The organism is Amycolatopsis nivea, from assembly GCF_004522235.1.
Lineage (GTDB): Bacteria > Actinomycetota > Actinomycetes > Mycobacteriales > Pseudonocardiaceae > Amycolatopsis > Amycolatopsis nivea.
Genome location: NZ_SDLT01000018.1, coordinates 71,975 through 92,054, shown reverse-complemented (window position 1 = coordinate 92,054; position 20,080 = coordinate 71,975). Strand labels below are relative to the sequence as shown.

The following is a 20,080-nucleotide window of genomic DNA, read 5'->3' as shown; positions in this document are numbered from 1 at the left end:
CGCGCGGCGGCCCCGTACCGTTTCCGGCATGGCACGACAGGTCGCAGGCGGCGGACGGGCGGTGGAAGTCCCGCCCGAACGGCTCGACGGCTGGTTCGCGCGCTTCGCCGAACGCAACCACGGCGTGCGCACGACCGTTCTCGCCGCGACGCACGTGCAAGTCACCGCCGAGAACGGCACCATAGCTACCGCGACTGTCCCGTTTGGACCGTTGAGCGAGCAAGGCGAATACCCCGGACTGGCCGTCGAACCCCTGCTCCGCCACGTGCAGACACCGCGGCTGATCGCGCTGCTGCTGGTCCGGAAAGGCGGACACTCCCTCGGACTCGCCTACGACGGCCGCGTAGTCCTCTCCCGAACCGATCGCCACCACGTGCAAGGCCGAACCGCTGCGGGCGGCTGGTCGCAGCAACGCTTCGCCCGCCGCCGCGAAGGCCAGACGCGGGCCGCGCTCCGCTCAGCCGCCCAGGACGCGTACGAGGTTCTGTTGCCGCGACTGTCCGAAGTGGACGCTGTGGTGCTGGGCGGGGACCGTCGCGCGCTCGATGGACTGCGCTCGGACCGACGGCTAGCCGAGTTGTTCGACCGGGCGGAGCCGCGGGTGCTGGAGATTCCCGAGCCCGGCTATGAGGTGCTGGCCGAAGCGGCACAGCGAGCGCGTGCCGTCCACCTGGTGGTGAGGGATCGGACACCGGGACCCGAGTGAATCCGGACACGGCCGCGAAAACCGTTCGACGCCGACCCGTACACTGGGTTCGTGGTCAACAGGGCATTGGTGCGGATCCAGAGAGAGTAGCCGCCCGCCCCGCATCGCACGCGGTGCCGGGGCGCTCCAGCACGTCCACCTGACCGCCCCCGTATCCGGGAGTTCTCTTGATCACGGCCACTGGCCTTGAGCTGCGCGCCGGTTCGCGCATCCTGCTCAACGGCGCCACCCTCCGCATCCAGTCCGGCGACCGCATCGGCCTCGTCGGCCGCAACGGCGCGGGCAAGACCACCTCGCTGAAGGTCCTCGCGGGCGAGGGCGAACCGCACGCCGGCGACGTCCGGCGCAGCGGCGAACTCGGCTATCTGCCGCAGGACCCGCGCGAGGGCGACCTGTCGGTCACCGCGAAGGACCGCGTGCTGTCCGCGCGCGGGCTCGACACCCTGCTGCGCGACATGGAAAAAGCGCAGACCTCGATGTCCGAGCTGGTCGACGACAAGCAGCGGGACAAGGCGATCAACCGCTACGCGCGGCTCGAAGAGCGGTTCTCCTCGCTCGGCGGGTACGCCGCGGAGAGCGAGGCGGCGCGGATCTGCTCGAACCTCGGCCTCGCCGACCGCATCCTGTCCCAGACGCTCAGCACGCTGTCGGGCGGTCAGCGCCGCCGCGTCGAGCTGGCGCGGATCCTGTTCGCCGCCGCCGAGGCGGGCGCGGGCGGCAAGTCCGAGACGATCCTGCTGCTGGACGAGCCGACCAACCACCTCGACGCCGACTCGATCAACTGGCTGCGCGGCTTCCTCAAGCAGCACGACGGCGGGCTCGTGGTGATCAGCCACGACGTCGAACTGCTCGGCGACGTCGTGAACAAGGTCTGGTTCCTCGACGCGACGCGCGGCGAGATCGACATCTACAACATGAGCTGGCAGCGCTACCTCGACGCGCGCGCCACCGACGAGAAGCGCCGCCGCCGCGAGCGCGCGAACGCCGAGAAGAAGGCGTCCGCGCTGCAGGCGCAGGCCGCGAAGCTCGGGGCGAAGGCGACCAAGGCCGTCGCGGCCAAGAACATGGCCCGGCGCGCCGAGCAGATGCTGTCCTCGCTCGACGAGACGCGTCAGGCGGACAAGGTCGCCCGGATCAAGTTCCCGGACCCGGCCTCCTGCGGGCGCACGCCGCTCACCGCCGACGGGCTGTCCAAGTCGTACGGTTCGCTCGAGATCTTCACCGGCGTCGATCTGGCGATCGACCGCGGCTCGAAGGTCGTCGTGCTCGGATTGAACGGCGCCGGAAAGACGACATTGCTCCGGCTGCTCGGCGGAATGGAAACCCCGGACACCGGATCCGTCGAACCGGGTCACGGATTGCGTTTGGGCTATTACGCACAGGAACACGAAACGCTCGACCACGACGCTTCGGTGTGGGAAAACATCCGCCATCTCGCACCGGACACCGGCGCGCAGGAGCTGCGGAACCTGCTCGGCTCGTTCCTGTTCACCGGCGAACAGCTCGACCAGCCCGCCGGAACCCTGTCCGGCGGCGAGAAGACCCGGCTCGCGCTCGCTGGACTCGTGTCCAGCCAAGCCAATGTGCTGCTGCTCGACGAACCGACGAACAACCTGGACCCGGCCAGCCGCGCACAGGTTCTCGACGCGCTGCGCAGCTTCGCCGGTGCGGTCGTGCTGGTGACGCACGACCCGGGCGCGGTCGAGGCGCTCGAACCCGAGCGCGTGATCCTGCTTCCGGACGGAACCGAGGACCACTGGTCGGCGGATTATCTGGAACTTGTCCAGCTTGCCTGACCGAGTGCGTCCGTTCGGGTGCTGACCGTGTCGGGCAAAGCACTGGAATGGCCCAATGTGATCGCGGTTTCGATCGTTTTACGGCTGTCGTCTGGCAATCCGGCGCGTAGTGTTCGATCATTGCCCCGGCAGGGGCCGTGAATGGCCCGGAACAACCACTCGGCGGGAAGGCGATCGACGTGGCTGATCTCAAGAAAGGCGCGCGGATCACCGGCAACACGCGCGACAAGCTGGCCGCTGACCTGAAGAAGAAATACGAGAAGGGCTCGAGCATCCGGGCTCTGGCCGAATCCACCGGACGGTCCTACGGGTTCGTCCACCGGGTGCTGTCGGAGTCCGGGGTCCAGTTGCGGGGGCGCGGCGGGGCCACGCGAGTCAAGAAGAAGTAGCGTCAGCGCGGCCGCTGCGCGGGGGGCGCACGGTCGGAGAGGTCGTCCGGAAGGTCAGCGCGGCGCCGAGGAGTACCAGCGGGTACACGAGGTAGCCGTACCGGGTGGCCGGAGTAAGCAGGATCAACGCGCCGAGTCCGACGGCGGTTCGCGTCAGTGCAGCGGATCCCGTCGCGGGGGGCCGGCGCGCCAGCCAGATCAGCATCGCCACCGCCGCGACACCCACCAGCACCAGGGAAATCACGGTGCCGGCCGGTCCGGCCTGCGCGATCAGATGCCCGGGCAGCGGGCTCGCCGCGGGGGAGCGGACCGCGCCCATGCCGAGCGGGAAGCGGATCACGTGCTCGGTGAACGCCGCCGGGTTCGCCAGATACACCGGCAGATGCAGCGCGATCGTCGCCGCGGCCAGTGCGCCCGCGAAGCGACCTGTTGCCGCCCAAGGATTTTCGCCGCGAGCCCGCTGGTAAACGAAGACCGCGAGCACCGCGGCGGCGGGCGCCACGATGAGTTTCGCGCTGATCACCAGCGCCAGCACGAACCCGGTCCATCCTGGACGGCCCGACGCGGCCAGCGCGAACGTCAGCACGAGCAGGCCCACGATCGCGAGGTCCGGTCCGGCGACCGCCCAGGTCAGCGCGGTCAGCGGACAGGCGATCGCGAGCTGTGCGGCGAAAACCGGGATCCGGGGCCGGTTCAGCAGCCGCCAGGACGCGTACGCGCAGAGCACCGCGGCCAGCGCGAACATCCACCGCGCGTCGGTCAGTGCATTGAGGACCGGGCTGCCGCCGAACAACGCGCGCGGCAGCCCGAAAACGGTCATCACCGGGCCGTACGGCGTGTAGTCGTTCACTTCCGGTGCGCGGTGGAGCGCGGTGATGTCGATGTACGGGGTTCCGTTCCGCAGCAACAGGTCCGCGCTGCGTTCGATCACCCACACCTCCGGCTGCGCGGCCCAGGAGAACGGGGTGATCAGCCAGTCCGTTCCGGTCAGCCGCCGGATCACGAGCGTCACCAGCGGCGCGCACATCGCGAGCACGACAACCGCGCCGATACCGATCCAGCGCGACCCGAATTTGCCGTTAGTTTGCATTCCGCGGCGCGCGGAAATCGTCAGCCAGGCGCTGTGCGCGGCGGCCAATCCGTATCCGGCGACGGCGAAATTGCCCCAGATCCGATAGCCGTAGAACTCCGAAGCGAGCGCGGTGCCGAGCGCGAAGGCGAAGCAGCCGAGATAGAAGACGAGATCCCAGGCGGCGACGCGCACGGGATGGGCTTCCTCGGCACGCGCAGGGGCCATCAGCAGTTGCACCCGCGTTTCCTCCCCGGCTCGCCGACCCCGAAACGCCAGGCTACCGAGCCGGGCCGCGCCGGATCCCACCGCCCGTGGCCCGCACCGGCCCGAGGTCCGTGATCGGAATCCGAGTCCCTGGGGAGTCCTTCACGGACATCGGGAAGAATGCCGGGCGTCCCGGTGTTGTGCAGGGCATCTCCGGAAAAAAGTTCAACTAATCTAGAGGTTTTCACGAGCTGGGGGACACTCCGATGGACAACACCTGGGCGCTGCTGAGCTCCGCGATGCGGGCGGGCGACGCGCCGAAAGCCCTGACCCGAGGCACGGTCCGCCGGGTCGCGCGATTCGCCCGGCCGCACTGGAAGCGGCTGCTGGCCTTCCTGGTGCTCACCGTGATCTCGGCGGTGCTCGCCGTGACGACGCCGGTGCTCGCGGGCAAGGTCGTCGACGCGATCGTGGGCGGGCACGAGCTGAACGTGGTCATCTGGCTGTCGGTGGTGATCGCGGCGCTCGCGATTCTCGACGCCGGGTTCGGTCTCGCGGAACGCTGGCAGTCGTCGCGGATCGGCGAGGGCATCATCTACGACCTGCGCGTGGCGGTGTTCGAGCACGTGCAGAAGCTGCCGATCGCGTTCTTCACCCGCACCCGCACCGGTGCGCTGGTCAGCAGGCTCAACAACGACGTGATCGGGGCGCAGCGCACGTTCACGGCGACTTTGTCCGGTTTGGTCACCAATGTGATCCAGCTGGTGCTGTCGCTGGTGGTGATGGTGTCGCTTTCGTGGCAGGTCACGCTCGTCGCACTGGTCCTGTTGCCGATTTTCGTGCTGCCCGCCCGCAGGCTGGGCCGCCGCATGGCCGGGCTGCAGCGCGAGGCCGCGCAGCTCAACGCCGGGATGACCACGCAGATGACCGAACGGTTCTCCGCGCCGGGCGCCACGCTGGTGAAGCTCTTCGGACGGCCGCGCCAGGAGGTCGCCGACTTCGGCCTCCGCGCCGGACGGGTCCGCGACATCGGCGTCCGCACCGCGATGCTGACGCGCTGGTTCATGACCAGCCTGACGCTCGTGTCCGCGCTCGCGCAGGCGCTCGTCTACGGACTCGGCGGCTACCTGGCGCTCACCGGCAAGCTCGAACCGGGCACCGTGGTCGCGCTGGCGCTGCTGCTGACCCGGCTGTACACGCCGCTGACCGCGCTCGCGAACGTGCGCGTGGACGTGATGACCGCGCTGGTGTCGTTCGAGCGGGTCTTCGAGGTGCTGGACCTGGAGCCGATGATCAAGGAGCCGGCGGAGCCGAAGAAGCTGCCCGAGGGTGGGGTTTCGGTCGAGTTCTCCGACGTGAAGTTCGGATACCCGGCGGCGGACAAGTTCTCGCTCGCCTCGCTGGAGGACGTGGCCACTTTGGACAGCCGGGGCGGCGAAGAGGTGCTGCACGGCATCAGCTTCCGCGCCGAAGCCGGGCAGATGGTCGCGCTGGTCGGTTCGTCCGGTGCGGGCAAGTCGACGATCGCTTCGCTGCTGCCGCGGCTGTACGACGTGGACGCCGGTTCGGTCCGGCTGTCCGATGTGGACGTCAAGGACCTGAGTTTCGCTTCGCTGCGCGAAACCGTCGGCGTGGTGACCCAGGACGGGCACCTGTTCCACGACACGATCCGGGCCAACCTGAGCTACGCGAGCCCGGACGTCGCCGACGACGAGATCTGGGCCGCGCTTGAGAAGGCGCGGCTGGGCGATCTGGTGCATTCGCTGCCGGACGGACTGGACACGACCGTCGGCGAACGCGGCTACCGCCTCTCCGGCGGCGAACGGCAGCGGCTGACCATCGCGCGCTTGCTGCTGGCGCAGCCGAAGGTCGTGGTGCTGGACGAGGCGACCGCGCACCTGGACTCGGAATCCGAGGCCGCGGTGGGCGAAGCGCTCACCGGCGCGCTGGAAGGCCGGACGTCGCTGGTGATCGCGCACCGGCTGTCGACCGTGCGGGCGGCGGATCTGATCCTGGTGGTGGAAAACGGGAACATCGTGGAACGCGGCACGCACGACGAACTGCTGGCTGCGGAGGGGCGGTACGCGGAGCTGTACCACACGCAGTTCGCGGAGGAGCCCGCTGCGGCCTGACCCGAATGCCCCCGGCCGTTGGCAAGGTCCGTGAAGGGCTCCTTGAGGGAATCTGATTCCCTCAAGGAGCCCTTCACGGCCCTCAGCGGAGAGGGTGGGTCAGCGCAGCGCGGGCACCCGGGGTTCGTACTTGGCCAGCAGCGCCGCGTTCGCCGCGTCGCCACCCTCCACATTGGAGCTGCGCCACAACGGAACGTCGAGCCCCTCGGCGGTGCCGCGGTCGTAAACCTCGGCCAGGATCAGGTTCCACAAAAACGCATTGACCACAGTGGACAGTGGACCGGTGCGCGGTGCGGAGGCGGGATAGCTGGCATCGCCGGGAATCACCAGCGAATCCAGCACCACGGTGCCTTCCTCGACCAGCGTCGTGGCGGACCGGCGCGGTGCCGCAGCCACGCAGGCTCGCGACGTCACGGCGATCACGGAGGCGCCGCGGCGGCGTGCGCCGGCTGCCAGTTCGACCGGGTACGGATTCACGCCGGACGTGGAGAACACGACCAGCACGTCGTCCGGTCCCGGTGCGCGTTCGGCCAAGACCTCTTCGGCGAGCCCGGAACGGCGCTCGGTGCGCGTGCTCTGCTGCGCGCCGTGCAGCGGCAGCAGTTCCGGGTGGTACACGGGATACACGCAGGCGAGCCCGCCCGCGCGGTAGAACGTCTCGGCGACCGCCGCGAGCGAGTGCCCGGCGCCCGCGGTGAAGACCAGCGCGTCGGCCCGGATCACCCCCAGCAGCAGGTCGGCGGCGGCGGACACGTGCGCGGCGTTGGCCTCCGCGGCCGCCGCAAGCTGGTCCGAAGTGTTCTTCACGAGATCCGTGGCGCTCACCACACCTGCCCTTCCTCGCGGGTCCGGGCACCGAATCTATCGGGTGGACACGCTTCGTGGTGGATTACCGTGGAGTTGATCGAAACGGGGGTGCCGGTGAACGGGAAACGGCGGAACGGCCGGACGGATCCGGCTGTGCGGGTGTGGCGGGCCCCCGGGCAGACCCGCGCGGTGGCGCTCGTGCTGCACGGCGGGGCCGAACGCAGCACCGCGGCCGTCCAGCCGTGGCGGCTGGCCTACCAGCGGATGGTGCCGCTGGCCCGCTCGCTGCACCGCGCCGGAAAGCGGCACGGGCTGGAAGTCCGGCTCATGCGGAACCGGCTGTACGGCTGGAACGGGCGGACGGAAAGCCCGGTGCCGGACGCGCGCTGGGCCCTGGAACGGATCCGCGCCGACCATCCGGGGCTCCCGGTGGTCCTCGTCGGGCATTCCATGGGTGGTCGCGTCGCGCTGCGCGTCGCCGACGATCCCGCGGTGACCGGGGTGTGCGCGATGGCCCCGTGGACGCCGCAGGGCGAGCCCGTGGACGCCGTCGCGGGCCGCGCGGTGCTGATCGCGCACGGCACCCGCGACCGGATGACCTCGCCCGCCGAGTCCTACGCCTTCGCCGCGCGCGCCCGCGAGGTCACCGACCTGGTCGCGCGGTTCGAGATCGCCGGCGAGGGCCATTCGATGATCCGCCGTCCCGCGGTCTGGACCCGGCTCATGTGTGCTTTCACACTGGACCGGATCGGAGTGGGCGAGACGGACGAGACTCTTCGTCAGGCCTGGTCCCGCCCCTCCGGCGACCGGCTGCGCATTCCGGGGTAACCGGAGGGTGCGGCCCGGTCGCGAGGGCGACGGGGACGAAGCGGGAATATCATGGGGAAGGGCTCGAAAAGCCCGTTCGGAGGGAGTGTCTTGTCCACGTCACGAGTCGATCCGACAGTGGTCTCAGCGGTCTCGCAGCCGGTGCCCGACGAATCCCGATGGCCCGGTCTCGCCACGCCGCCGCATTCGCCGCTGCGGGCGCGCGCGGCCGAGGCGCTCTTCCGGCACGCGGTGAAAACGCTGGACGTGCGGGTGACGTTCCCGGACGGCACGGTGCTCGGCGCGGGCGGCCCGGACGCGCCGGAGATGCGCATCCACCGGCCCGCCGCGTTCTTCCACCGGCTCGGAGCCGACGCGAAGATCGGCTTCGGCGAGGCGTACCTGGTCGGCGACTGGACCGCGGAGGACCTGGCCGGCGTGCTGACGCCGTTCGCCGAGCGGCTCGCCACGCTCGTGCCGCCCTTCCTGCAGCGGTTCCGCCGGTTCGCCGAGCGCATGCAGCCGTCCGCGGAAGAGAACACGATCGAGGGCGCGCGGTCGAACATCCACCGGCACTACGACCTGTCGAACGACCTGTTCAGCGCGTTCCTGGACGAGTCGATGATGTACTCCTCGGCGCTGTTCGGGCCGGGGGACACGCTCACCCAGGCGCAGCACCGCAAGCTCGACAGCGTGCTCGACTACGCCGGCGTGCGCAAAGGCAGCGAGGTGCTGGAAATCGGCACCGGATGGGGCGAACTGTCGATCCGCGCGGCCTCGCGCGGCGCGAAGGTGACGTCGCTGACCATCTCGCAGGAGCAGAAGGTGCTCGCCGACGCGCGGATCGCCGAGGCGGGCCTGTCCGACCGCGTCGACGTGCGGCTGTGCGACTACCGCGAGGCCACCGGCGAGTACGACTCGGTGGTCAGCGTGGAGATGATCGAGGCGGTCGGCGCGTCCTACTGGCCCACGTTCTTCTCCACGATCGGCAAGCGCCTGCGCCCCGGCGGGCAGTTCGGCCTGCAGGCGATCACCATGGACCACGACCGGATGGAGGCCTCGGCCAAGTCCTACACGTGGATCCACAAGTACGTCTTCCCCGGCGGCATCATCCCGTCGGTGCAGGCGATCGAGGACGGGATGCGCGAGAACACCCGGCTGAAGCTGGCCGGGATGCGCGAGTTCGGCCAGGACTACGCCCGCACGCTCAAGCTGTGGCGGGACCGCTTCCAGCAGCGCTGGGACGACATCCGCGGCTTCGGGTTCGACGACGTGTTCCGGCGGATGTGGGAGTTCTACCTCGCCTACTCCGAGGCCGGGTTCCGGTCGGGGCACCTGAAGGTCCACCAGTTCGGGTTCGCCGACCCGCGCTGACCTCTCCTCCCCCTTCCGGAACAACCCGCGTAGGGTCCCGCACGTCCACCGCAGGAGGACCGTGCAGGATCCTGCGCGGCCACACCCACCGGATCGGGGAGACAGGCCCATGACGTACGGAGGCGACGACGGCAGGCGGCGGATGCCGCCCAGGCCACCGCAGCCCCCCGCACGCCCGCGTCAGCAGCAGCAGCGGGCGCAGATGCTGCCGCTGCCGGGGAGAGGGCAGAGCCCCTACGACGCCCGCACCCGGCCGATGGGCGCGCGCGGCGAGGCCCCCGCTCCGCCGCCCGGACCGCCGAGGCAGGACCCGCCGGAGCACGGCGGCCGCCAGCCGCGGCCGCGCCGTCGCCGCCGGTGGAGCATCGGCAAGATCCTGATGACGCTGCTGATCGTGTTCGTGCTGTTCGTCGGCGCGATCTGGGCGTATCTCGAGTTCTCCATCAACCGGGTGGACGCGATCGGCGACTACTCCGGGCGCCCGGCCGCCGCGTCGGGCACGAACTGGCTGATCGTCGGCTCGGACAGCCGCCAGGGCCTGACCGCGGAGGACGAGGAGCGGCTGGCCACCGGCGACACCGGCGAGGCGGGCGGGCAGCGCACCGACACGATCATGATCGCGCACCTCCCGGACAACTCGACGAAGCCGACGCTGCTGAGCCTGCCGCGCGACTCGCAGGTGAAGATCCCCGGCCACGGCACGAGCAAGATCAACGCCGCGTTCGCCCTCGGCGGGCCGAAACTGCTGGTCCAGACGGTCGAACAGGCCACCGGGCTGCGGATGGACCACTACGCGGAGATCGGCTTCGGCGGATTCGCGAACATCGTCGACGCGATCGGCGGCGTCGACATGTGCATCGACAAGGACATGAGCGACCCGATGACCGGCATCGACATCAAGGCGGGCTGCCAGAAGCTCGACGGCCGGTCGGCGCTCGGCTTCGTCCGGATGCGGCACGCCTCCGCGACGCCGCGCTCGGACCTCGACCGGGTCGCGAACCAGCGGAAGTTCATCGGCGCGCTGGTGAGCCAGGTGGCGAGCCCGGGGACGCTGCTGAACCCGTTCGACTTCTTCCCGCTGCTGGGCTCCGCGCCGGACGCGCTGACCATGGACACCGGCGACCACGTGCACAACCTGGTCGGCCTGGCGATCGCGATGCGCGGCATTTCCTCCGACGGCGTCACGACCACGACGATGCCGATCACCGACGCTTCGGCGCAGCACTGGGACAAGAAGAAGTCGGCGCAGCTGTTCGACGCGCTGAAGAACGACACCGAGGTGCCGCAGGACATCGTGGTGAACTGACGTTTTCTTGGGAAACGGCGGCGGCCTTCGCGAAATTCGCGAGCCTGCCGCCGTTTCTGCTGTCAGGATGGCTCGCATGGAAACTCTCGCCGACGGTGTGATCACCCTCGTTCGCTGGCGCCCGGACCATCGCGACGCGCAGGTGGCGACCGTCGTGGGATCCCTGGACCACCTGGCCGCCTGGATGCCCTGGGCGATCGACGGTTACGACTCCGCCAAGGGAGACGAGTTCCTCGCCCGCGCGGCCGCGCAGTGGGAGAGCGGCGAGGAGTACAACTACGCGATCTTCACGCCGGACGACGAACTGGCGGGCAGCTGCGGGCTGATGCGCCGCGGGGACGGGTGGGAGATCGGGTACTGGCTCGCGAAGTCCCAGACTGGCAAGGGTTATGTGACGCGGGCGAGTGCTTTGCTGGTGTCTTTGGCTTGGCGGCTGGACGCCACTTTTGTGTTAATCAAGCACGATTCGGAGAACGTGCGCAGCGGCGCGGTTCCGGCTCGGCTGGGGTTTTCGCGGGTGGGGGAGGAGAAGGCCGAGGGGCGGCTTCCGTCGGCTTGCAGCGGGGTGAATGTGGTGTGGCGGCTTGAACGGGCCGCTTGAGCGCTGTTTGCCTGCGGCTTGAGAGCGCCCCAATGTGGCATTGGGTGCGTCTGACGCACCGAACGCCACATTGGGTGCGTCGCATGCACCCAATGCCACATTGGGGAAATCCCGGCCGGAACGGGTACCGAAGAGGTCAGGCGTCCGCTCGCTCCCGAAGCACCTTCAATGCCCGATCCGCATGCGCCGTGAAGTTCAGTTCGCTCTTGATCACGTCCAGCACCCGCCGGTCCTCACCGATCACGAACGTCTGGCGTTTCGTGTGCAGGGGCAGGATTTTGCGCCACACGCCGAACTGCTTCGCCACCGTGCCGTCCACATCGGACAGCAGCGGATAGTCGAAACCGTGCTTCGCGGAGAACTCGCGCTGTTTGCCGACCGCGTCCGGGCTGATGCCGACCCGTTGCGCGCCCGCCTCGGCGAATTCCGCGGCGAGGTCCCGGAAATGGCAGCTTTCGGCGGTGCAGCCGCTCGTCATCGCGGCCGGGTAGAAGAACAGCACGACCGGGCCGTCGGCCAGCAGGGCGGACAGGGTGCGTTCGACGCCCTGGTCGTCGGGGAGGGTGAAGTCGGGGGCGAGGTCGCCAGGCTGCATCGGGGTAACCTTTCGGTCGTCGGCAACGTCATCTTGCCTGGGTGCCGGACACGTCGTCGCGGCGACCTCGGCAAACGACCGCGAGACCGTCTGAACCCTCCTGCTCACCAGCCCGCGTGCTGGCCGTCGCCTGATCGAGATCAGCTGTCCGTAACTTCTGAGCCGCTGAGACCGATAAGAAAGGACGTCAACTGCGGCTGAAGTCGATTGCGGAGGAAACTGTGGCGCTGCTCAAGAAGAAGACGCCCGAAGAGGCAGCCGCGGAAGCCGCGGCGAAGGAGCAGGCACGCCTTGCGGCGGAGGACCGCAAACGCCAGGCGCAACTGGAGAAGGAAAGGCAAGCGTTCGAGCAGTCCCCAGCCGGGCGCGCCCGGGCGGCATTCAGGAACGGCGACCACGTCTTCCAGTTCTCTATCGACGTAATGAACCAGAAGGCCGTCATCGTCGCGATGGTCGGCGGCACGACGACTCAGCGGACGAGCGACCCTGTCGACGTGCTCAACTCCGTGTGCCGCGAAGGCTGGGACCTGGTCAACGGTTCGTTCGTCTTCGTCGAGCAGGGCCAGGAGAGCCGTGACAAGTTCATGTCGTCCGGACAGAACGTTGCGGTCAAAGGCGAAGTGGTGGGCTACTACCTGTTCAAGCGCTGCGAGGCGAACCGGCAGGCGGCATAGGCGCACGAACGCCAGCGTCAGCTGGCGTGCCGGGCGATCATTTCGTCGACCTCGTCGCCCGTCGCGGACTCCGCTACGAACGAACCCCGCGCTGCCAGCACGCCCTGTTCCCGCAGGCGTGCGGCATGACCGTGGTCGCGCACGCCCTCCGCGCCGATGCGCAGGCCCAGTTCCTTCGCTCGCGTGACCAGTAGCGACAGGTGCCGCACGTCAGTCTCCGCCGGGTTCGGGTCGGCCAGTGCGTCGACGACCGGGCCGCTCAGGATCACGTGTTTCACCGGGAGCTGGTAGCGCGGGATGAGTTCCAGGTCGGACGATCCGGTGATCGTGAGCACGAGCTGCGCGCCGAGGTCGGCGAACTGCTGAACGAGTCCAGCAGTTCGCCCTCGCTGTCGAACATCGACTCGCGGTCGGTGCACAGCCGCAGCGCTCGTGCGGGCAGGCGGTGCCGGTCGAGCTGGTTCTTGACCATCAGCACCAGGTCCTCGTCGGTGGCGAGGCGCTTCGGCAGGCGGATGCACACGTCCGGCGCGGCGGGGCCGTACTGTTCGCGCCAGCGCGCGGTCGCGCCGAGCGATTCCTGCAGCAGCCATTTGCCGAGCGGCACGGTCATTCCGGTGGTCTGCGCGAGCGGATAGAACTCCTCGGGCCCGAGTTCGCCGCGTTCGGGGTGGCTCCAGAGCAGTCCGGCGTTCACCGCCGCGATCTCGTCCGGCTTCGCGAGTTTGACCGTCGGCTGGTAGATCAGCGAGAACTCGCCGTTCTCCAGCGCACCGGCGATCACCGCACCGAGCTGGTAGCGGTTGCGGTCCCGTGCGTCGAGCTGCGGGTCGAACAGCATCCACTGCGCCTTGCCTGCCTCCTTGGCGCGGTGCAGCGCCAGTTCGGCCGCGCGCAGCAGGTCGCCGTGGCTGCCTTCGTTCGCCGGGCGCACGACGATCCCGATGCTCGCGCTGACGCCGATGCCGTGTCCGTCGACGTACACCGGCTCGCTGAGTTCCTCGAGCACCCGGTCGGCCAGCAGGACCGTCTCCTGCCCGGTCAGTTCCGGGCCGCGCAGCAGCACCGCGAAACCGTCGCCGGACAGCCGCGCGACGTAACCCTCGTGCTTGCCGGCGAACACCGCCTTCAGTTTCCGCGAGATCTCCTTCAGCACCTGGTCGCCCATGCCGGCACCGAGCCCGTCGTTGATCACCTTGAACCCGTCGATGTCCAGGTACAGCAAGGCGATCTCGGAGGAGCCGCCCGAACCGAGCGCGAGTTCGAGCTGGGCGTTGAACGCGGCGCTGTTGGGCAGACCGGTCAGCGGGTCGTGCAGGTTCTGGTGGCGCAGCCGTTCCCCGAGCAGGTGCAGGTCGTCGTCATCGGCGGCCATGAACACCGGGAAGTACGTGCCCGGCCGGTCGCCGGGCAGCGACGCGAGCGTGACGTTCGTGGTCAGTTCGCCGTCGCGGCTGTGGCCGAGCTGCACGCTCTGGACGGTCCGGCGCGCGTCGGCGGTGAGCGGCAGGCCTTCGAGCGCGGTGCGCAGCCGGGTGGCGTCCTGCGGGCCGGCGGCGAGATCCGCGATGTGCTTGTCCCGCAACGCGGCCGCGGACGTGCCGAGCAACCGGGCCAGCGCGCCGTTCGCCTCGACGACGTTCCCGGCCGGGTCGGTGAGCGCGATGCCGAGCGGCGCGGAGGAGAAGAGCGCGGTGAACCGCCGCGTGGCGCCCGCGTCCTCAGGACGCGCGGCGACCTCGCCGGCGAAGTCGAGCAGGATCCGCTCCACCTCGGCGGGAGGGAGCGTTACTCCGTTGGTGTCGGTCAGCGCCGCCGCGTACTTGCGCGCGACGTCGACCAACCCTGGCATGGCACCAGGCTCCGGCACACTCCACCTCTTCATACGCGGACAAAGACCAGCTCAGACCCGGTGCGGAGGATCCGAAGACCCACACTGGGTACGAGTTGGCCGCAAGTGATGCCACGGCATCACGGACCAAACAGGGTGTCTACCGGCTGAACGAGTGATGGGCACTACACAACTGGTGACATCAAGTCACCTTGAGTACACGAAGGTGGCTTGTACTGCAGTTTTGTCTCCAGCTGTCGACCTTTCTGTCCCGCTCGGCGGCCGTCAACGATAGGCCAACCGGGCGGGCAGTCCGTCGGCGGGCACCGGAAGCGAGACGTAGTCCCACTTCGCGACGTAGTCCTCGGGCACCGACCAGCGGTGCGCCCGCAGCAGTTCGTGCATGAGCGCTTTCACCTCGAGACCGCCGAACTGCAGCCCGATGCACTTGTGCGCGCCGCCGCCGAACGGCATCCACGCGAACCGGTGCGCCTTGTCCTCGCGGCGGTCCGGGCCGAACCGCTCGGGGTCGAAGCGCAGCGGATCGGTCCAGTGCTCGGGGGAGTGGTGGTTCAGCGTCGGCGAAACCGCGACCATGGTGCCTTCCGGCAGGTAATGGCCGAGGACGGCAGTGTCCTTTGTGGTCTTTCGCGCCAGCGACGGCACCGGCGCGCGGAGCCGCAGCGCCTCCTTCATCACCAGATCCAGCGTTTCGAGGCTTTCCAGCGCGTCGAGGTCCGGCAGGTCGTCGCCGAGGCGTAGCGACTCCTCGCGGGCGCGGTCCTGCCATTCCGGGTGTTTCGCGAGGTAGTAGGCCATCGCGCTGGCGGTGATGGTGGTCGTGTCGTGCGCGGCCATCATCAGGAAGATCATGTGGTTGACGATGTCGGCGTCGCTGAACCGGTCGCCGTCCTCGGAAACGGCGTGGCAGAGCGCGGAGAACAGGTCGTCGCCGTCCGCGTCGCGCTTGGCCGCCAGGTTCTCGCCGAAATAGCGCTCCAGCGTCCGCCTGCCGCGCAAACCCGCGGCCCAGCGACCGCCAGGCACCGGATAGCGCACGACGGCGGTACCGGCGCGCACAGCGGCCACGAACGCGCGGTTGATGCGCTCGGCGTCGGAGGCGGAGCGCATGCCCATGAAAACCTGCGTCGCGACGTCCAGCGTCAGCTGTTTGAACGCCCAGTACAGCTGGGGACGGCCGGACGGCAGCGCGGCGACGCCTTCGCGCAGCGCCGGACCCATCTGCGCGACGTAGCCGCGGAGCCGGTCGCGCGTGAACGCCTCCTGCATGATCCGCCGGTGCAGGTGGTGCTCGCCGAAATCGAGCAGCATGAGCCCGCGCTCGAAGAACCGCTCGATGAAGAACTTCCAGCCCTCCTGGGAAAACGCCTTGTCCTTGTTCACGAGCGCGGCCTGGGTGGCCTCGGCTCCGGACAGCGTCACGATCCGCTGGCCGAACACGCCCATCCACGACACCGGGCCGAACTGCTCGAAGCGGTGCAGGCTGAAGTCGAGGCCGAACCGCATCCCGTCGAGCGTGTGGCCGATCAGCGGCGGCCCGTCGTCGCCGAGCACCGGCTTCAGGCCGCTGCCCGCCGGCGGCGCCGCGAGTTCGCGGACCGGCCAGCGCGCGCCGAGCCAGCGTTCGTCGAACTTGCGCGGCAACGGGATCGCGGTCAGCGGCGGCATCCGGCCGCGCAGGTTCTCCGACAGCCGCGTGACGCCGTCGCTCCCGGCGTGGGCGACCTTGCCGAGCGCGCCGCCTGCCGCCGGGAGCCTCGTCTTTCCGGTCACGTCCGCCATGGCGACCACCTCCCGGTCAGGGTATCGGCCGCCTCCACGGTCCCGCGTTATTGACGCATTGACAATACCTCGCGGGCCTGCCGTTCGGGTGATCCTCGGACCGGTGCCGGGCAGCGGGACGCGATGCCCGGCACCGGGACGCGTCAGCGAGGTTCGGCGCGCAGTTCCCGGGCCGCGCCGACCAGATGCCGCAGCGCCGGCTCGACCTCGGCGTAACCGCGGGTCTTGAGACCGCAGTCCGGATTGATCCACAGCCGTTCCGCCGGAACCGCGCCGAGCGCCGTGCGCACCAAGTCCGTCATCTCGGTCTGGTCCGGCACGCGCGGCGAGTGGATGTCGTACACGCCGGGTCCGACGCCGCGGCCGAAGCCCGCTTCGTTGAGGTCGGCGAGTACTTCCATCTTCGAGCGGGCGGCCTCGATGCTGGTGACGTCGGCGTCGAGGGCGTCGATCGCGGGCAGCACGTCGCCGAATTCCGAGTAGCACATGTGCGTGTGGATCTGCGTCGTTTCCGCGACGCCTGAGGTAGCCAGCCGGAACGCGGGCACTGCCCAGTCGAAATACGCCTCGCGGTCCGCCGCGTGCAGCGGCAGCAACTCGCGCAATGCCGGTTCGTCGACCTGAATGATGCGGATTCCGGCGGCCTCCAGATCCGCGACCTCGTCCCGGACGGCCAGCGCGACCTGGCGTGCGGTGTCGGCCAGGGGCTGGTCGTCACGGACGAACGACCACGCCAGGATCGTGACCGGGCCGGTCAGCATGCCCTTCACCGGGCGGTCGGTGCGGCTTTGCGCGTACTGCGCCCATTCGACAGCCATCGGGCGTGGCCGGGAGACGTCGCCGAAGAGGATTGGCGGGCGGACGCAACGGGATCCGTACGACTGGACCCAGCCGAGGGCGGTCGCCGCGAAGCCGGTCAGTTGTTCGGCGAAGTACTGGACCATGTCGTTGCGCTCGGGTTCGCCGTGGACCAGGACGTCTAGGCCGAGGTCTTCCTGCAGCCGTACGACGCGGTCGATTTCGGTGCGCATCGCGGTGCGGTAGGCGGTGTCGTCGAGTTTGCCCGCGCGGTGTGCGGCTCGGGCTCGGCGGACCTCGCTGGTTTGCGGGAAGGAGCCGATTGTGGTGGTCGGGAGTGGGGGCAGGTTCAGTGATTGTTGTTGTGCCGCAGCGCGTTCTGCATACGGCGCGCGGACGGTGTCTACTGGGCGGAGTGCGTTGACTCGTGCACGGACGTTGGCGTCGTTGAGTTCGGCGGCTCCGGCTCGGTCGGCGGCCGCGGCTCGGGCTGGAGTGAGGTCGGCCTTCTCTCCGCTTAGGGCTCGGCCTAGCAGGACGACCTCGTCCACCTTTTGCTTCGCGAAAGCCAGCCAGTTCTTGAGGCGCGGGGCGAGGTCTGTTTCCGCGTTCACGTCGTAGGGGACGTGAAGTAGCGAGCATGACGTTGAGATGCTCACGTGTGCGGCGGTGTCTCGCAGTTGCGCTGCGTGGGCTAGTGCGACGTCTGGGTCGGTGCGCCAGACATTTCGGCCGTCTACTACTCCGGCTAGGACTTCCTTGTCTCGCAGTGCTCCTTCCGCTGCGACTGTGTCCACAAAGGACTCGTCGGTTACCAGGTCTACGGCTATTGCTTCGATGGGGGAGCGGGCCAGGACGCCCAGTGCTCGGCCGAGGCCGCCGAAGTATCCGGCTGCCAGGAGCTTCGGGCGGTGGGTTTCCTTGGCCAGCCAGTGGTAGGCGCGGGTGAGTGCGTTGAACTCAGGCGTGGTTCGGTCGGCTGCGAAGGCTGGTTCGTCCAACTGGACCCATTCGACGCCCTCGTCGGCCAGCTTGCCCAGAAGTTCGGCGTAGGCGGGCAGTAGTTCGTCCAGCAGTTCCAGCGGGGTGAAGCCGGGTTCGGTGGGCTTGGCCAGCAGTAGGAAAGTGACCGGTCCGACGAGTACCGGGCGTGGCGTGATGCCTAGCGCTTGTGCTTCGCGGACTTCGTCGATCGGGGCGGTGCCGGTGAGTGCGAAGCGGGAGTTCGGGCCCAGTTCCGGGACCAGGTAGTGGTAGTTGGTGTCGAACCACTTCGTCATTTCGAGGGCGGGTGCGTCCGGGACTCCTCGTGCGGCGGCGAAGTAGGTGTCCAGTGGCGAGAGGCCCAGCCGGGTGAAGCGGTCCGGCAGAGCGCCGAACAGGGCGGTGGTGTCCAAGACCTGGTCGTAGAGCGAGAAAGTGCTGGACGGGATTGAGCCGAGGCCCTGGTCTCGCAGGGCTGTCCAGGTTTGCTCGCGCAGCTGCCGTCCGGTGGTCAAGAGGTCTTCTTCGGTGGTTTTTCCTGACCAGTAGGACTCGAGTGCTCGTTTGAGTTCTCGGGCTGGGCCGATCCGCGGATAGCCGAGAATCGTGGTGCCGATCGTGTTCACAGCATGCATCCTCACGTGCTCGCCGGAAGAGTCCGGGCACGCGGAAGTCGTGCTTCGGTCGGTGCCCTTCCCGCGAGGCCCGGACTCACGCACGCCGTCGGCGTGCGTGCCATTGGCAGGTATTCGGACTCGTGGGCGTATCGCTCGTGCCTACCGGCTGTCGCTTCCCGGGCGGGGCGCCCAGTGCTTTACCGCGTTTCGCGGTGACAGCTTTCGTTCCCACATACCGCTGCGGGGCAGTCCCGGAATCGCACCGGGTTCCCTGTTGCCTCGCCGGGACGCGGCTGCGTCCTGGCGAACCAGTGGCGGGGCTGAGCTTAGCGGTTTCCGCGCGGATCCGGCACAAGCCGGACGCGGCTCCCGGATGGCGGGATTCAGTGCGGCCTCGGACCACGCAGTGGTGGCGAAACAGACCGGCTCGCCGAAACGCGACTCGGCCCCGCCCTGGCGAACCAGGACGGGGCCGAGTGTTCAGCGTTGTGCCGGAACCGGGATCAGTCCCAGTCGAGCGCGCCGCCGGACTGGTATTCGATGACGCGGGTTTCGAAGAAGTTCTTTTCCTTCTTCAGGTCCATCGCCTCCGACATCCACGGGAACGGGTTTTCGTTCTCGCCGTAGATCGGGGTGAGGCCGATCTGCTGGGCGCGCCGGTCGGTGATGAAGTGCATGTACTGCTCGCACAGGTCAGCCGACAGGCCGAGCATGCCGCGCGGCATGGTGTCTCGGGCGTACTTCACTTCGAGCTCGCACGCGTCCTGCAGCATTCCGCGCACCTCGGCCTGGAACTCCTCGGTCCACAGGTGCGGGTTCTCGATCTTGATCTGGTTGATGCAGTCGATGCCGAAGTTCAGGTGGATCGACTCGTCGCGCAGGATGTACTGGTACTGCTCGGCGATGCCGACCATCTTGTTCCGCCGGCCCAGCGACAGGATCTGCGCGAAACCAGTGTAGAACCACATGCCCTCGAAGATCACGTAGAACGCCACGAGGTCGCGCAGGAACGCCTGGTCGGCCTCCGGCGTGCCGGTCTCAAAGTCCGGGTTCTCCAGGTTCTGCGTGTACTTCAGCGCCCACGCGTCCTTGTCCGAAATGGACGGGACCTCGCGGTACATGTTGAACAGCTCGCCCTCGACCAGGCCGAGGCTTTCGCAGATGTACTGGAAGGTGTGCGTGTGCACGGCCTCCTCGAACGCCTGGCGCAGCAGGTACTGGCGGCACTCCGGGTTCGTGATCTGGCGGTACACCGCGAGCACGATGTTGTTGGCCACCAACGACTCCGCCGTGGCGAAGAAGCCGAGGTTGCGCTTGAGCATCTGCCGCTCGTCCTCGGTGAGGCCGTCCGGCGACTTCCACAGTGCGATGTCGGCCTGCATCGCGACCTCGGTCGGCATCCAGTGGTTGTTGCACGCCGCCAGGTACTTGTCCCACGCCCACCGGTACTTCATCGGCAGCAGCTGGTTGACGTCGGCGCGCGCGTTGATCATGCGCTTGTCGTCGACGTTGATCCGGGCCGCGCCGACCTCGATCTCGCCGAGGCCGGTCGCGTCCGTCGTTTCCACGTTCGTCATGGTTCAG

The 20,080-nt window shown here is 68.8% G+C and carries 15 protein-coding genes, 2 pseudogenes and 1 riboswitch; of the genes and pseudogenes, 10 read left to right on the top strand and 7 right to left on the bottom strand.

Going from position 1 to position 20,080, the window contains the following annotated elements:
* Window positions 1–28 precede the first annotated feature (28 nt).
* The 4 genes and pseudogenes from EIZ44_RS21950 (at window position 29) to EIZ44_RS21940 (ending at window position 2,891) form a co-directional block, all read left to right on the top strand.
* Window positions 29–706: an acVLRF1 family peptidyl-tRNA hydrolase gene (locus EIZ44_RS21950; RefSeq protein WP_167754236.1), complete on the top strand. Its 678-nt coding sequence runs from the start codon at window positions 29–31 to the stop codon at window positions 704–706.
* A gap of 158 nt (window positions 707–864) precedes the next feature.
* Window positions 865–1,452, top strand: a pseudogene (locus EIZ44_RS46290) (ATP-binding cassette domain-containing protein); the annotation flags it as partial.
* A 75-nt stretch (window positions 1,453–1,527) separates the two neighbouring features.
* A complete protein-coding gene (locus EIZ44_RS46285; protein ID WP_370334306.1) occupies window positions 1,528–2,502 on the top strand; it encodes an ABC-F family ATP-binding cassette domain-containing protein in 975 nt (324 codons plus the stop codon).
* A gap of 179 nt (window positions 2,503–2,681) precedes the next feature.
* Window positions 2,682–2,891 (top strand): helix-turn-helix domain-containing protein, encoded by a 210-nt coding sequence (locus EIZ44_RS21940; RefSeq protein ID WP_003071237.1) that lies wholly within the window; start codon window positions 2,682–2,684, stop codon window positions 2,889–2,891.
* Here EIZ44_RS21940 and EIZ44_RS21935 read toward each other — a convergent pair.
* Complete coding sequence (locus EIZ44_RS21935) at window positions 2,878–4,188, bottom strand: glycosyltransferase 87 family protein (RefSeq protein ID WP_205673261.1); 1,311 nt, start codon at window positions 4,186–4,188, stop codon at window positions 2,878–2,880. The genes EIZ44_RS21940 and EIZ44_RS21935 overlap by 14 nt on opposite strands.
* Window positions 4,189–4,433: 245 nt before the next feature.
* On the opposite strand from EIZ44_RS21935, the gene EIZ44_RS21930 reads away from it, so the two are divergent.
* Window positions 4,434–6,299 (top strand): ABC transporter ATP-binding protein, encoded by a 1,866-nt coding sequence (locus tag EIZ44_RS21930; RefSeq protein WP_134730888.1) that lies wholly within the window; start codon window positions 4,434–4,436, stop codon window positions 6,297–6,299.
* A gap of 99 nt (window positions 6,300–6,398) precedes the next feature.
* Here the strand turns inward: EIZ44_RS21930 and EIZ44_RS21925 are convergent, their stop codons facing one another.
* Window positions 6,399–7,127, bottom strand: coding sequence for an SIS domain-containing protein (locus EIZ44_RS21925; protein ID WP_037814721.1), 729 nt, complete (start codon window positions 7,125–7,127; stop codon window positions 6,399–6,401).
* 66 nt (window positions 7,128–7,193) lie between these two features.
* On the opposite strand from EIZ44_RS21925, the gene EIZ44_RS21920 reads away from it, so the two are divergent.
* The 4 genes from EIZ44_RS21920 to EIZ44_RS21905 all read left to right on the top strand — a co-directional run bounded on the left by EIZ44_RS21920 (window position 7,194) and on the right by EIZ44_RS21905 (window position 11,194).
* Window positions 7,194–7,934: an alpha/beta hydrolase gene (locus EIZ44_RS21920; RefSeq protein ID WP_240691373.1), complete on the top strand. Its 741-nt coding sequence runs from the start codon at window positions 7,194–7,196 to the stop codon at window positions 7,932–7,934.
* Between the two features lie 90 nt (window positions 7,935–8,024).
* A complete protein-coding gene (locus EIZ44_RS21915; RefSeq protein ID WP_051729088.1) occupies window positions 8,025–9,287 on the top strand; it encodes an SAM-dependent methyltransferase in 1,263 nt (420 codons plus the stop codon).
* Window positions 9,288–9,396: 109 nt separating this feature from the next.
* The gene (locus EIZ44_RS21910; protein WP_043833270.1) at window positions 9,397–10,593 is read left to right on the top strand and encodes an LCP family protein; all 1,197 of its coding nucleotides are present in this window, start codon (window positions 9,397–9,399) and stop codon (window positions 10,591–10,593) included.
* Window positions 10,594–10,669: 76 nt separating this feature from the next.
* Window positions 10,670–11,194, top strand: coding sequence for a GNAT family N-acetyltransferase (locus EIZ44_RS21905; RefSeq protein WP_205669964.1), 525 nt, complete (start codon window positions 10,670–10,672; stop codon window positions 11,192–11,194).
* A gap of 136 nt (window positions 11,195–11,330) precedes the next feature.
* On the opposite strand, the gene EIZ44_RS21900 is transcribed toward EIZ44_RS21905, so the two are convergent.
* Entirely contained in the window at window positions 11,331–11,789 is a 459-nt protein-coding gene (locus EIZ44_RS21900; protein WP_037814731.1) for a peroxiredoxin, read from the bottom strand.
* 221 nt (window positions 11,790–12,010) lie between these two features.
* Between EIZ44_RS21900 and EIZ44_RS21895 the strand changes: the two genes are divergently transcribed.
* On the top strand, window positions 12,011–12,463 hold the full coding sequence (locus EIZ44_RS21895; protein WP_037814737.1) for a hypothetical protein: 453 nt from the start codon (window positions 12,011–12,013) through the stop codon (window positions 12,461–12,463).
* A 17-nt stretch (window positions 12,464–12,480) separates the two neighbouring features.
* On the opposite strand, the pseudogene EIZ44_RS21890 reads toward EIZ44_RS21895, so the two are convergent.
* From EIZ44_RS21890 to EIZ44_RS21875, 4 genes and pseudogenes are all read right to left on the bottom strand, one after another.
* Window positions 12,481–14,315, bottom strand: a pseudogene (locus tag EIZ44_RS21890) (diguanylate cyclase domain-containing protein).
* Window positions 14,316–14,579: 264 nt separating this feature from the next.
* Window positions 14,580–15,983 (bottom strand): cytochrome P450, encoded by a 1,404-nt coding sequence (locus EIZ44_RS21885; RefSeq protein WP_134730960.1) that lies wholly within the window; start codon window positions 15,981–15,983, stop codon window positions 14,580–14,582.
* Between the two features lie 257 nt (window positions 15,984–16,240).
* Complete coding sequence (gene metE / locus EIZ44_RS21880) at window positions 16,241–18,514, bottom strand: 5-methyltetrahydropteroyltriglutamate--homocysteine S-methyltransferase (protein ID WP_134730886.1); 2,274 nt, start codon at window positions 18,512–18,514, stop codon at window positions 16,241–16,243.
* Window positions 18,515–18,602: 88 nt separating this feature from the next.
* Window positions 18,603–18,824: riboswitch (cobalamin riboswitch) on the bottom strand.
* Between the two features lie 175 nt (window positions 18,825–18,999).
* A complete protein-coding gene (locus EIZ44_RS21875) occupies window positions 19,000–20,073 on the bottom strand; it encodes a ribonucleotide-diphosphate reductase subunit beta (RefSeq protein WP_134663605.1) in 1,074 nt (357 codons plus the stop codon).
* Between the last annotated feature and the right edge of the window lie 7 nt (window positions 20,074–20,080).

Coding starts and splice junctions, on each gene's coding strand:
- EIZ44_RS21950 (WP_167754236.1), top strand. CDS start 29: ATGGCACGACAGGTCGCAGGCGGCGGACGGGCGGTGGAAGTCCCGCCC.
- EIZ44_RS21935 (WP_205673261.1), bottom strand. CDS start 4,188: ATGGCCCCTGCGCGTGCCGAGGAAGCCCATCCCGTGCGCGTCGCCGCC.
- EIZ44_RS21930 (WP_134730888.1), top strand. CDS start 4,434: ATGGACAACACCTGGGCGCTGCTGAGCTCCGCGATGCGGGCGGGCGAC.
- EIZ44_RS21910 (WP_043833270.1), top strand. CDS start 9,397: ATGACGTACGGAGGCGACGACGGCAGGCGGCGGATGCCGCCCAGGCCA.
- EIZ44_RS21905 (WP_205669964.1), top strand. CDS start 10,670: ATGGAAACTCTCGCCGACGGTGTGATCACCCTCGTTCGCTGGCGCCCG.
- EIZ44_RS21900 (WP_037814731.1), bottom strand. CDS start 11,789: ATGCAGCCTGGCGACCTCGCCCCCGACTTCACCCTCCCCGACGACCAG.
- EIZ44_RS21885 (WP_134730960.1), bottom strand. CDS start 15,983: ATGCCGCCGCTGACCGCGATCCCGTTGCCGCGCAAGTTCGACGAACGC.
- metE (WP_134730886.1), bottom strand. CDS start 18,514: ATGCATGCTGTGAACACGATCGGCACCACGATTCTCGGCTATCCGCGG.
- EIZ44_RS21875 (WP_134663605.1), bottom strand. CDS start 20,073: ATGACGAACGTGGAAACGACGGACGCGACCGGCCTCGGCGAGATCGAG.